The organism is Pararhizobium arenae (genome assembly GCF_001931685.1).
GTDB classification, from domain to species: Bacteria; Pseudomonadota; Alphaproteobacteria; order Rhizobiales; family Rhizobiaceae; genus Pararhizobium; species Pararhizobium arenae.
On the sequence record NZ_MOOY01000001.1, the window covers coordinates 517742 to 529679 of the forward strand.

An 11938-nucleotide genomic window follows, 5' to 3' on the forward strand; every position below is an offset into this window, starting at 1 on the left:
ACCCGAAACTTGCCGGTTAGAAAAATGCGCTCACCTGAGACGCTTCAGCTTCCGTAAGCGGTTTCAATGTGGTTTCGCGTGTGGCCACAGGCGAAAAACCGAACCGCTGGTAAAGCTGAAGAGCCCGGGGATGGTCGAGGTCATTGGTGGACACCCGAACGAGTTTCGGGTTCGAGCTCCAGGCGGCGTACAAAGCCTGCAGCAGAAACCATTTGCCGATTCCTAACCCAAGGGCATGTTCAAAGATACCGAAATGGCTGATTTCGACTGTGTCGTCGTCGATCTTCAAAAGTTCGAAGAAGCCGGCGGGGGCACCGTTCACGTAGAGAACCGTCACCGAGTTCCGGGGATCATGGAGCACTGCAGAGAGCGCCTCGTCATCCATCCGCAACCGATCGACCCAGTGCCAGCGCCGCCCGACCTGAAGATACAGGAAGCGATAGAAGGCTGGCGGTATTAAGGGGACGCGCATTATGGCGGTCTGGATGTTGACCGGCACCGGCAGGCTCTGCTTGGGCGGTGCGGTCATCTCCAGTTCCGTGACACGGACTGGCAACTCCAAAGGCGATTCTGTCATGATCAGTCCTTGCCTGTGATGACGGACGTATCCGCCCGGCTGCCCCATTCAGACCAGGAGCCATCGTAAAGCGTGTTGTCGGTATGACCGAGCGATTGCAACGATAGCATGATGATCGCTGCCGTTACCCCGGAGCCGCAAGTGGTCGTGACGGGTTTCTGAAGATCGATACCCGCGTTTTCGATGATGGTCTTGAGGTCATCCAGGGGCTTCAAGTGGCCGTTTTCGGAAAAAATGCTCGAAGGCAGGTTCTTTGCGCCCGGCATATGGCCCGACCGCATGCCGGCACGCGGTTCCGGCTCTTCCCCGGAAAACCGGCCGGCGCCGCGCGCGTCGGCAATCTGGCGCGAGCCGTCGTCAACGATGCCTTTCATGGCCTCAAACGAGGTAACGGCGGTCGCATCGAAATCGGCGTGAAAAACGGCAGGTGCCGGCGTCGGTGTGTCCGTCGATAACGGCCGTCCCTGCGCCTTCCAGCCATCAAGGCCGCCGTCCAGCACGAAGACGTCTTTCACGCCGAAGGTTCGCAACAGCCACCAGACACGCGGGGCGCTGAAAATGCCGGGGCCGTCGTACACAACGATCGTGTTGGTGTCGCTGATACCGAGTTTCCCGACGGCATCCGCAAACGCCTCCACCGAAGGGATCGTATGGGGCAAGCCGCTGTTAAGGTCGGCAATTAGGTCCTGATCGTAGAACACGGCGCCAGGAATGTGTCCCGCGGCGTATTCAGCCTTGGGGTCGCGCTTCTGCGCCGGGAGATACCATGAGGCATCGACAACCCTGATTGCGGGGTCATTGAGGTGATCCTGCAGCCAGTCCGGGCTGACGACGAAACGGCTCTTTTCCTGCGGCATGTGTTTCTCCCTTACGGCGCTGCGGTTTCCGGTGCGCCGAAGCGGATGCGGAACCGCCGGTTTTCCTTACCCTTTTTCTCGATACGGGAGATGTGGATCTGCCCAACCTCCTGCGTTTCGGAGACATGCGTACCGCCGCAAGGCTGGCTGTCGATCGCGGCGTTTTCGCCGATACAGACGAGACTGACGCGCCCAAGCCCTATGGGCGGACGAACGTTTTTGGATTTGACGATGCCCGGATTGGCGGCAAGCTCCTCGTCGGTGATCCATTGAACATAAACCGGGTGGTTCCCCTCGACCAGCGCCATGAGCTGCGCCGTCACGGCGTCACGATCGATGATCTCGCTCATGTCGAAATCGACACGGCTCTCCTCATCGCCGACGGCGGCACCGGTGATCGGATACTGGCAGACGACGGAAAGAAGATGGCAGGCTGTGTGCATGCGCATCAGCCTGTAGCGGCGAGGCCAGTCGATGTGAATGACAAGCTTTTCGCCAACGAGCGGTTCCGGCTGATCCGGGGCAGGGACATGGATGATGACATCCTTGCTGTCGCCATGCCGGGTGGCCGCGATATCAACCCGAGTTCCGTCCGCGCGTTCGAAAAAACCGATATCGCCGGGCTGACCGCCGGAGGTGGCATAAAAGCACGTCTGGTCAAGGATGATGCCGCCATCCTCTCTGATCTCCGTGACAATGGCTTCGACCGTAGAAAGATAAAAGTCGTCACGGAACAGGGCGGTGGTCATGCTTATCCTGCAGCTTCATAAGGGATGCTGATGTCCGATGTTTTCGTCATCCAGGCAGGAACAGGCAGGCCCTTCGACTTCAGAAACGCCGGGTTGAACAGCTTTGATTGATAGCGGTTACCATAGTCGCACAGGATCGTCACGATGGTATGTCCGGGCCCCAGGTCTTTTGCCAGGCGAATTGCGCCGGCGATATTGATGCCGCTCGAACCGCCTACGCAAATGCCTTCGTTTTCAATGAGATCGAAGACCAGCTGGACGGCTTCTGAATCCGGGATCTGGTAGGCGAAATCAGGGGTGAAACCGTCGAGATTGGCTGTGATTCGGCCTTGGCCGATGCCTTCGGTAATCGAGCTGCCTTCGGATTTCAGCTCGCCATGGGCATAGAAATTATAGAGGGCCGCACCGTCTGGATCGGCAATACCGATCTTGATGTTTTCATTTCTGCTCTTCAACCCCTTGGCGACGCCGGCAAGCGTGCCGCCGGAGCCGACGGCGCAGACGAAGCCATCGACCTTGCCGTCGGTGTCGCGCCAGATTTCGGGTGCGGTGGTTTCGATATGGGCGTCGCGATTGGCAACATTGTCAAACTGGTTGGCCCAGATGGCGCCGTTCGGCTCGGTCTTGGCGAGTTGCTCTGCGAGCCGGCCGGAGAGTTTTACGTAATTGTTGGGATTCCGGTAAGGAACGGCCGGCACCTCGATCAGTTCGGCCCCGAGAAGACGAAGCGCGTCCTTCTTTTCCTGGCTCTGGGTTTCCGGGATCACGATGACGGTACGGTAGCCCAGTGCCTGAGCGACGAGGGCAAGTCCGATCCCGGTATTGCCGGCCGTGCCCTCTACAATCACACCGCCAGGCTTGAGCGCGCCAGAGCGTTCCGCAGCGCGAATGATCGAAAGGGCAGCGCGGTCCTTGACCGACTGGCCGGGGTTGAGAAACTCTGCCTTGCCGAGAATGTTGCAGCCGGTCGCTTCCGAAGCCCCCTTGAGACGGATCAACGGCGTGTTGCCGATGGCTTCAATAACGGAGGGCAGGACGGACATGGAAAAACCTTTCAAAGGCGGGTATCGGCAGGGCGTGTTGAAAAGCAAAGATTGCGCCAGCGATCAGGTTGATCTGGCAACTCGCTTTTTCCGTTGGTTGACCAAATTTCGCAAGGAATAGTGTTTCAACGGAACAGAAAGGCAGGCAAAAATTGCCCGCCATAGATCAAAAACGTATGAGTTGCTGTTACTTGGCTCCCTCATAGACGATCTGCCGAACGTCGATATTGCGTGCCCTGAAGCCTGCTTCACAGTAATGAAGGTAAAACTCCCAAAGGCGCTTGAAGCGGGTGTCGAAGCCAAGCGGCTCCACCTTCGACCAGACGCCAAGGAAGCGCTCGCGCCATTCGGCGAGTGTGCGCGCGTAATCGAGCCCGAAACCGAAATCGCCGCTCATCCTCAAGCCGACCTTTCGGCCAAGGTCGACCAGATGCTCTCTCGTCGGCAACATGCCACCGGGAAAGACGTACTTCTGGATGAAGTCCGGATTGGCGCGATATTCCTTATAGGCTTCCGGCTTGATGGTGATGATCTGCAAACCGGCTTTCCCGCCAGGTTTAAGACACCGCTGCAACTGCGAAAAATAGGTCGGCCAGTATTTTTCACCGACAGCTTCGAACATTTCGATCGAAACGATCTTGTCATAGACGCCGGTTTCGTCGCGATAGTCCTGAAACTTGATCTCGACCTTGTCGGAAAGGCCGGCCTTCTGCATGCGCTCGCTCGCAAAGGCGAGCTGCTCGCGACTGATTGTAAGACCCGTCACCTTGCAGCCGATTTCGCCGGCAGCAAATTCGGCAAAGCCGCCCCAGCCGCACCCGATCTCAAGCACATGGTCACTGGCGCGGATGCCGGCTGCTTCCGCCAAGGCCTTGTATTTGGCCCGCTGTGCGGACTGGAGATCGTTTGCTCCCGTCGAATAGAGCGCCGAAGAATAGGTCATCGTCGGATCAAGCCATTCCTTATAGAACGCGTTTCCGAGATCGTAGTGTGCAGAGATGTTGCGCTTTGAACCCTTCTTCGTGTTGGCGTTCATCCAGTGGCGCATTTTTTCGACAAGACGCAGAATGCCCCGCGCACCATTGGGAAATTTCTGGCCGATATGCGCGTTGACGAGAAAAAGCTCGAGGAATGCGCCGACATTCGGGCTGTCCCAGTCGCCATCCATATAGCTTTCCGCCACCGCGATCGTGCCGCCCGTCAATGCCCGTTGCGGCAGGCGCCAGTTGTGCAGGGTTATCGCTGCTGCAGGGCCTTGGCTCTGTCCTTTCACGAGCACGGTTCTGCTGTCTGGAAAGGTAAGCTTCAGGGAGCCAGCCTGCAGATGGACAAGGCCACGAAGGATCATCTGCGCCTTTGCGGGAAAGTCTTTGATGACGCGGGAAATATTTTCACTCGAAAGGCGCACGATATCCTTGCATTCCGAGACATAGGTATCTGCTGTCAACATACGGTACATCCTCGGCAGTCGTTGCTCAGACACAAAATAACCTCAATTGGCCGGCGCGCCAACCTTTGCCGCATAGTCCAGATCACGATTTTTTGTTCTGTTTCAATATCCTGACTGAACGGCGGCGTCATTCCGCTCCGGCCTCGCAGGAGTCTAGGATTCGATAAACGGGATGCAAGTGGCAAGATGTGACCGCAATTTAAAGTGATATCATTCGATATTCAGTGATCGCAAAGCGTCGAGTGCCCGGTCGCGCGCATAAGAATGATCAATGACGGGCTTAGGGTAACCATCGCCCAGCCTGACGCCGGCCTTTTCCAGCACAGACGGAGGGGCGTCGAAAGGCCGGTGGATGTACTTGTCGGGGAGGGCGGCAATTTCAGGCACGTAGCGGCGTACGTAGTCGCCCTTTGGATCGAACTTTTCACCCTGCAGGATGGGGTTGAAGATGCGGAAGAAAGGCGAAGCGTCGGCACCGCTTCCGGCGACCCACTGCCAGCTTGCCGCGTTCGACGCGGGGTCCGCGTCAACAAGGGTATCGCGAAACCACGCTTCGCCTTTGCGCCAGTCGACCAGCAGATCTTTTATGAGAAAAGAAGCCGCGATCATGCGCACGCGATTGTGCATCGTTCCGAATATCCAGAGCTGACGCATGCCCGCATCGACAATGGGATAGCCGGTCAGACCCCTTGTCCACACGGCAAAGCCATCATCGTCGTCACGCCATGGAAAACTATCGTATTTCCGGTTGATGTTGACGGAGGCCATTTCCGGATTGTGAAACAGAAGATGATAGGAAAAATCGCGCCAGGCGAGTTCCTTGCGGAACGTGATCACGTCGTCCGCCGGAACGCCGCGCAACCCTTTTGTCGCATGCCAAATCCGTGCGGGCGTGATTTCGCCAAGCGCGAGATGGGGTGACAGCATCGACGTACCGTCTTCTGCGGGCTTGTCGCGGGCGTCCTTGTATCCTGCCAGACGCCCGGAGACGAAATCTTCCAGCTTTTCATGGGCAGCAGCTTCGCCGGGCGACCATATGTCCGCAAACCGTGCGGCCCAATCGGGACGTTTCGGCAGGAGACCCCAATCCCCCAACTCTTCGCTTTTCAGCTTTTTGCTGAGCGCGGGAATATGATCCGGGGCATCGAGGGGCGGGCGCGGTTCTCCCGAGGCTTCCAAAGCCCTCCAGAAGGGCGTGTAGACCTTGTAAGGCGTGCCGCCGCCGGTTTTGAGGCGCGATGGCTCGTGCAGCAATTGGCCGGCGAAGCTCTGAACCTCCACTCCCTTTTCAACGAGGGTTGCCTTCAGCAGCTTATCCGTTTCGATTCCACTGGGATCATATCGGCGGTTCCAATAGACCGCCTGGGCTCCGCATTCCGCGATGATTGCCTCAAGAACCGACGACGCAGGCCCGGACCTGAGGATAAGCTTGTTTCCCAGGCGGGAGATGTCCTTGGACAACCGGTCAAGAGAATGATGCAGCCACCATGCCTGGGCCGCACCCAGGGGACCGTTTCCGGAGCTTTCCGGTTCCCTTATGTATAGAGGAATAATCGGTCGGCCGGAGGCGATCGCTGCCGAAAGCGCGTGATTGTCTGATAGCCGAAGGTCTTTCCTGAACCACAGAATCTGGGGGGAAGAGTTGGTTTCGTCTTTTGTCATCGGCAGCCCCTGAATGGACACCGGCATATATCGCAAAATCTGCTGCCTGACAGGGGGGCGGATGCCAAGGGCGCGAATCAACAGACAAAAAGAAAAAGCCCACATCTGCATCGCAAATGTGGGCCCTTGAAACTGGCTCCCCGGGCCGGATTCGAACCGGCGACCTGTCGATTAACAGTCGAATGCTCTACCGCTGAGCTACCAGGGATCATCTGCGCGGCGGTGCGCTGCAGAAGTGAGGCTGCTAATACAAATGCTTTTTCGATTTGCCAAGCGCTTTTTCCAAAAAACGCGCACAATCTTGTCGGACTGTGGATGAGACCCCATGTGGGGTAGGCAGCGAACGCCTGTGCAGCAAGGCTCCGCGTTGCTTCTGTGGACAATCCATGTGCGAAGGAAAATTTATGGCAGAGCAGAAAAACAAGACATTCGGCATTGATGCAGCAACGCATCAGCTTGTTTTGGGGCGATTCCGCCTGCCGCTTCCGCAGTCACGCATCTTCCGCATTGCTATTGGTGTGTTCCTCATTCTTCTGGGCTGTCTCGGATTTTTGCCGATTTTGGGATTCTGGATGATTCCCTTGGGTCTGCTGGTGCTCTCGCACGATCTGCCCTTCGTCCGGCGCCTGCGACGCAGATTGACGGTCTGGTGGGCGCGCCGCTCTCAGTCCAGCACCTGACCGTCAGGCGTGTTGGAAAACTCACGCGGTTTGCGAGCATCCCTTGGAACACGCAGCAATCGCAAACGTTTGAACTAGATACGTGAGAAATCCATGATATGCTTGATCCAAGGGAGGACTAAATCATGGAAAATTTTCTGGCATTGCTTGCTGTTGCCGTCGGAACCGGGGTGGTTGGAATAGGCTTAGCCTACGCCATGCGCTGGCAAAGGGAACACCATCGACCTGCTTCTCCTCGTCATGACATCGACAAGGCTTTTTGATCGGTCGTACTCATCGCTAGGAAATATTGGCGGAAGAGGTGGGATTCGAACCCACGGTACGGTTTCCCGCACGCCGGTTTTCAAGACCGGTTCCTTAAACCACTCGGACACTCTTCCGGGCGACGTTGCTAGCAAAGCGATATGCTGCGATCCGTCGTGGATCGCTTTATAGCTTGCTTGACTACGACGTCAACAGGTGCTTTTCAAATACGGAATACACCCCGCCGTACACTGCCGACCAGCTTTCGAGCACGTTATGCTTGATGGCGTTAAGTATTTGTAAACCATAACTTTCAATTCCCTTTCCGTCGGGCATTAACCATTCGCAATTTGGCCATGTTGTTGTCATGATTAATTGACCGTTACGTTTAGTGACGCCGGTTGATTTCGTTGAGGACAGCAACGGAACAGTACCGAGTACGGCCATTACGAGTGACGATGTGGGACAGATGAAAACCAGCAAGAGTGCGGCAGCCTACTTGGCGGTAGGCCTGCGTATCGCCGCGATTCCGATGATTTGTGCAGCGTTGACGGCTTGCGGCAGCACCGGAAGCGTCAAGAAAAACAAGACGCGCAGCAAGGAATATTTTGCTGAATCCGTTTACGGCGTGAAGGCGAGCCCCCGTGTCGCGAACGGCAAGAACATCCCCAAGGGCGGCGGTCGTTATCAGGTCGGAAAAGCCTATCAGGTAAAGGGCAGGTGGTACCAGCCCAAGGAAGAGCCGGGCTACAGCAAGGTGGGTATGTCCTCTTGGTACGGGTCCGCATTTCACGGGCGCCTGACGGCCAATGGCGAGGTCTATGACAAATACCACCTCTCGGCCGCCCATCCGACGTTTCCGCTCCCCAGTTACGCTCGTGTGACCAATCTCGAAAACGGCTCTTCCGTAGTCGTGCGCGTCAACGATCGCGGTCCCTACGAATATGGCCGTATTATCGATGTCTCCTCGAAGACGGCCGATCTTCTGGATATGAAGCAGAAGGGCAGTGCGCAGGTTCGTGTGCAATACATCGGCAAGGCGCCGCTTGAAGGCAATGACATGCCCTATCTGATGGCATCTTATGTCGAGAAGGGCGAGCGCGGGCGGGGTATCTTCCCCGAGGGGCAGATCGCGACAGGCGTGATGGTGGCTTCAAACGAACCACTTGGGAAACAGGTCAACAGCCTCGGCACGTTGACGGTCCCGCCGAAATCCAATCTTGATTCCGGTGTGCCGATCACAGCGTTCGAGGAACAGCCAACGCCGTCTCCGGCAAGTGCTGCCCTCGATTCGTCCTTTGCGATGCTGCCTGAAATTGGGCCGGTCCCGCGCGACCGCCCCGACTATATCCCGATGCCGGATGGCAATATTGCCTACGCGGCCGCCTACGTTGAAGCGCGCGTGAGCGATTCGGAAACGGCTTTCGATGCTGTCCTGGTTGACGAGAACCCTCTGACGCCGGCTTCGATTGTCGAGCATGCCAAGCGTCAGAAATTCGGCCTCTGAGCAATTCGCAGGGGCTTCGTCCGGGAAGCCTCTGTGACTGCAATGCACAAGACAGGCTGCGTATTTCATGATTGAATTCAGCCGCGTGGCGGTCATCATCCGCTCAAAGTCGGGGTTTTCATGCTGATACGGGCGGTTCTTCTTCTTTTTGTGGTCTTCGGCGGTTACGGCACGGCAAAGGCGGCCGCTCCCGTCTTCGAGACGAAGGCCAAGCAGGCCTACCTGATCGATGCTGAAACCGGCACGGTTCTCTTCGCGAAGAGCGAAAATCAACAGGTTCCGCCCGCATCGCTGGTGAAGCTCATGACGATGGAGATCGTATTCGGCGCCCTGCAAAAGGGTGAGATCAGCGTCGATACGGCATTTCCGGTTTCGGAGTTCGCCTGGCGTACCGGCGGTGCGCCCTCCGGCACATCGACCATGTTTGCCGCCATCAAGTCCAGCGTTCCCGTTGGAGATCTCATTCGCGGTGTGACGGTTCAGTTCGCCAATGATGCCTGCATCATCCTCGCCGAAGGCATTGCGGGGAGCGAGGCGGCCTTTGCAGAGCGCATGACGAAGCGGGCAGGGGAACTCGGGCTGACGTCCTCCAGCTTCCACAATGCCACCGGCCTTCCCGATCCTGACAACAAGGTGACGATGCGCGATCTCGTGACCCTCGCCCGTCACATCCAGACCACCTATCCTGAATTTTATCCGCTTTATTCGCAGGCCGATTTCGAGTGGAACAAGATCAGGCAGCGCAATCGCAATCCGTTGATTTCCGGCAACATCGGGGTCGATGGTTTCGTGACGGGCTTTGCCGAGGGCTACGGCTATTCGATGGTTGCCTCCATGCAGCGATCAGGCAAACGCGTCTTCCTGGCGATCGGTGGCCTGGAAACGGACAAGGAGCGACTTGAGGAAACCAGGAAAATTCTCGAATGGGCGATGTCTGCCTTCGAAAAGCGGCGGCTGTTCGAGGCCGGCGAACCTGTCGGGGAAGCATCCGTCTATGGTGGTGCCAGCGGCCATGTGGCGTTGGTCACGGCGGAGTCGGTGGATGTGCTTGTCCCCGTCAACAATCCGGATAGGCTCATCGCGCGCGTTGTCTACCGCTGGCCGCTGGCAATGCCGATCGAGCCCGGGCAGGCGGCAGGAACATTGAAAATCTGGAGCGGTGATCGGCTGTTGCGCGAGATCCCGGTGAAGACGGCGACCGGTGTTGAAATTGGCTCGCTGTCGAGCAGGGCGCTGGATGCCCTGCAGGAGATGCTTTTCTTCTGGCTTTGAGACCATGCGCCCGATCAAAGTGCGGTGCAGTCGGAGTTTCTCGTCCGTCTGTGGTTTAACAGCCGGAGACAATCGTCTAAACAGATCGCACAGACCAACCCGTTTGGTTGGAAAGCCATGTGTTTGCGCATGGGGCAATTTTTCGGATTTGGAAAAGCAGAGTGTCGGTCGGAAGCGGTTTGTTCGTGACATTTGAAGGCGGCGAGGGGGCCGGCAAGTCGACACAGATCAGGCTGCTTGCCGCGGCGCTGCGCGAGCGCGGTTTTGACGTTCTGACCACACGCGAGCCCGGCGGTTCGCCCGGCGCAGAAGCTGTGCGGCACGTTCTGTTGTCCGGGGCTGCCGAAGAACATGGCACGCGCATGGAAGCGGTGTTGTTCGCTGCCGCGCGCAGCGATCACGTCGAAGCCGTTATTCGCCCCGCTCTTCAGCGCGGAGCGGTGGTCCTGTGCGACCGGTTTATGGATTCGTCGCGGGTCTATCAAGGCGTTACAGGCAATCTCGAACCGCCGTTTATTGAGGCTCTGCAGCGGGTTGCCGTCAATGGCGTCTATCCCGACTGCACCATCATTTTCGATCTTTCTCCGGCAGTAGGCCTGGAACGGGTTCGGCGGCGCAGCGTCGGTGCCACGGATAAACCCGCTGGCGTCACCGACTTCGATCGCTATGAGAAGGAAGAACTCGACACGCAGGAAAAGCGGCGCCAGGCCTTTCTGGATATCGCCGCCCAGGAGCCGGAGCGTTGCTGTGTCGTGCATGCCGATTCCACCGAGGCGGACATCGCGGCGGAGGTGCTGCGGCTTGTTTCGGATCGGCTTGGTGCGCGTTCCGCGACCTCGGCGATGTCGGAGAGCCAGTGATGAGCACGGAACGTCCTGGCATTCTCGATGGCGCCATTGCACCTTCGGAAAACAGCAGACTGTTCGGCCACGCGGAGGCCGAGCATTTTCTGGCGCAGAGCTATCGCTCCGGCAAAGGCCATCACGCCATTCTGATCGAGGGCCCGGAAGGCATCGGCAAGGCAACGCTGGCCTTCCGCTTCGCCAATCACATTCTTTCGAACCCGGAGCCTTCGCTGGCGCCGGCAGAGCTCGCCGATCCTGATCCCACCAGCATTGTCAGCCGGCAGATTGCGTCCGGCGCGTCGCACAACCTGCTGCACCTGAGCCGACCGGTCGATGAAAAAACTGGACGCATGAAAGGCGCCATAACGGTCGATGAAGTGCGCAGGGCCGGGAAGTTCTTTTCACAGACCTCGGGCACCGGCAACTGGCGTATCGTCATCATCGATCCCGCCGACGACCTCAACCGCAATGCCGCCAATGCGATCCTCAAGATCCTTGAAGAGCCTCCGAAGCGCTCGCTCTTCCTCGTGCTGACCCATGCGCCCGGAAAGCTGTTGCCGACCATCCGCTCCCGCTGCCTGCCGCTGAAGCTCAAGCCGCTTCCAGATGATGCGTTGCAACAAGCCTTACAGAGCCTCGGGCTTGACGCTGATCCGGCTGTAATCTCTGCGGCGGACGGCAGTGTGTCCGAAGCATTGAAGCTCATCAACTATGGCGGGCTCGATATCAAGGCAGCCTTCGAGACCATAGTGATTGGCGAAGGACGGCGCAGCGATATGCACAAGCTTGCTGATGTGCTTTCCGGCAAGGACAGCGAAACGATCTATGACTTCTTCGTCGAGATCGCCGGCAATCATGTGGTCGGCGCAGCGCGTCAGGCCGCCATTTCGGGCGATATCCTTCGTGCGGAGCGACTGGCGCGGCTGTCGTCCACCCTTTCCGATAAGCTGACGACCGCCGAGGCCTACAACCTTGATCGCAAGCAGACGATCCTCTCCGTCCTCGACGAGCTCAAGGCTGCCGGCGCCTGATGGCATTTGCTCTGCAATGCAA

The 11938-nt window shown here is 57.8% G+C and carries 13 protein-coding genes and 2 tRNA genes; 7 read left to right on the forward strand and 8 right to left on the reverse strand.

Translation table 11 applies throughout. The annotated features are described in order from the left end of the window. Positions 1-16: 16 nt before the first annotated feature. Genes BLX89_RS02585 through BLX89_RS02600 form a run of 4 tightly spaced genes read right to left on the reverse strand, consistent with a single transcriptional unit; the run spans position 17 to position 3226 of the window. Positions 17-580 carry a GNAT family N-acetyltransferase gene (locus tag BLX89_RS02585; protein ID WP_425348591.1) on the reverse strand — a complete coding sequence of 188 codons (564 nt, stop codon included), beginning with the start codon at positions 578-580 and terminating at the stop codon, positions 17-19. Beyond that, a complete protein-coding gene (gene sseA / locus BLX89_RS02590) occupies positions 580-1434 on the reverse strand; it encodes a 3-mercaptopyruvate sulfurtransferase (protein ID WP_075289056.1) in 855 nt (284 codons plus the stop codon). The genes BLX89_RS02585 and sseA overlap by 1 nt, the downstream gene beginning before the upstream one ends. An 11-nt stretch (positions 1435-1445) precedes the next feature. Then, on the reverse strand, positions 1446-2183 hold the full coding sequence (locus BLX89_RS02595) for an alanyl-tRNA editing protein (RefSeq protein ID WP_075289057.1): 738 nt from the start codon (positions 2181-2183) through the stop codon (positions 1446-1448). Positions 2184-2185: 2 nt separating this feature from the next. Continuing rightward, on the reverse strand, positions 2186-3226 hold the full coding sequence (locus BLX89_RS02600; protein ID WP_075289058.1) for a cysteine synthase A: 1041 nt from the start codon (positions 3224-3226) through the stop codon (positions 2186-2188). On the opposite strand from BLX89_RS02600, the gene BLX89_RS25290 reads away from it, so the two are divergent. After that, on the forward strand, positions 3225-3347 hold the full coding sequence (locus tag BLX89_RS25290; protein WP_280950550.1) for a hypothetical protein: 123 nt from the start codon (positions 3225-3227) through the stop codon (positions 3345-3347). The genes BLX89_RS02600 and BLX89_RS25290 overlap by 2 nt on opposite strands. A 66-nt stretch (positions 3348-3413) precedes the next feature. On the opposite strand, the gene BLX89_RS02605 is transcribed toward BLX89_RS25290, so the two are convergent. The 3 genes from BLX89_RS02605 to BLX89_RS02615 form a co-directional block, all read right to left on the reverse strand. After that, on the reverse strand, positions 3414-4676 hold the full coding sequence (locus BLX89_RS02605; RefSeq protein ID WP_075289059.1) for an SAM-dependent methyltransferase: 1263 nt from the start codon (positions 4674-4676) through the stop codon (positions 3414-3416). A gap of 210 nt (positions 4677-4886) precedes the next feature. Next, a complete protein-coding gene (locus BLX89_RS02610; protein ID WP_075289251.1) occupies positions 4887-6338 on the reverse strand; it encodes a cryptochrome/photolyase family protein in 1452 nt (483 codons plus the stop codon). A 133-nt stretch (positions 6339-6471) separates the two neighbouring features. After that, positions 6472-6546 (reverse strand) — tRNA-Asn (locus BLX89_RS02615). A 196-nt stretch (positions 6547-6742) separates the two neighbouring features. Here BLX89_RS02615 and BLX89_RS02620 point away from each other — a divergent pair. Continuing rightward, the gene (locus tag BLX89_RS02620; RefSeq protein ID WP_143523434.1) at positions 6743-7018 is read left to right on the forward strand and encodes a hypothetical protein; all 276 of its coding nucleotides are present in this window, start codon (positions 6743-6745) and stop codon (positions 7016-7018) included. A 125-nt stretch (positions 7019-7143) separates the two neighbouring features. After that, a complete protein-coding gene (locus BLX89_RS24575; protein ID WP_158025931.1) occupies positions 7144-7281 on the forward strand; it encodes a hypothetical protein in 138 nt (45 codons plus the stop codon). A gap of 27 nt (positions 7282-7308) precedes the next feature. Here the strand turns inward: BLX89_RS24575 and BLX89_RS02625 are convergent. Continuing rightward, positions 7309-7398 (reverse strand) — tRNA-Ser (locus BLX89_RS02625). Positions 7399-7730: 332 nt separating this feature from the next. Between BLX89_RS02625 and BLX89_RS02630 the strand changes: the two genes are divergently transcribed. The 4 genes from BLX89_RS02630 to BLX89_RS02645 all read left to right on the forward strand — a co-directional run bounded on the left by BLX89_RS02630 (position 7731) and on the right by BLX89_RS02645 (position 11916). Beyond that, positions 7731-8768, forward strand: coding sequence for a septal ring lytic transglycosylase RlpA family protein (locus BLX89_RS02630; RefSeq protein WP_075289252.1), 1038 nt, complete (start codon positions 7731-7733; stop codon positions 8766-8768). Between the two features lie 120 nt (positions 8769-8888). Continuing rightward, positions 8889-10040, forward strand: a complete 1152-nt coding sequence (locus BLX89_RS02635; RefSeq protein ID WP_075289061.1) for a D-alanyl-D-alanine carboxypeptidase family protein — start codon at positions 8889-8891, stop codon at positions 10038-10040. A gap of 161 nt (positions 10041-10201) precedes the next feature. Next, the gene (gene tmk, locus BLX89_RS02640; protein WP_075289062.1) at positions 10202-10900 is read left to right on the forward strand and encodes a dTMP kinase; all 699 of its coding nucleotides are present in this window, start codon (positions 10202-10204) and stop codon (positions 10898-10900) included. After that, positions 10900-11916: a DNA polymerase III subunit delta' gene (locus tag BLX89_RS02645; protein WP_075289063.1), complete on the forward strand. Its 1017-nt coding sequence runs from the start codon at positions 10900-10902 to the stop codon at positions 11914-11916. Before tmk ends, BLX89_RS02645 begins: the two co-directional genes overlap by 1 nt. Positions 11917-11938: the final 22 nt, after the last annotated feature.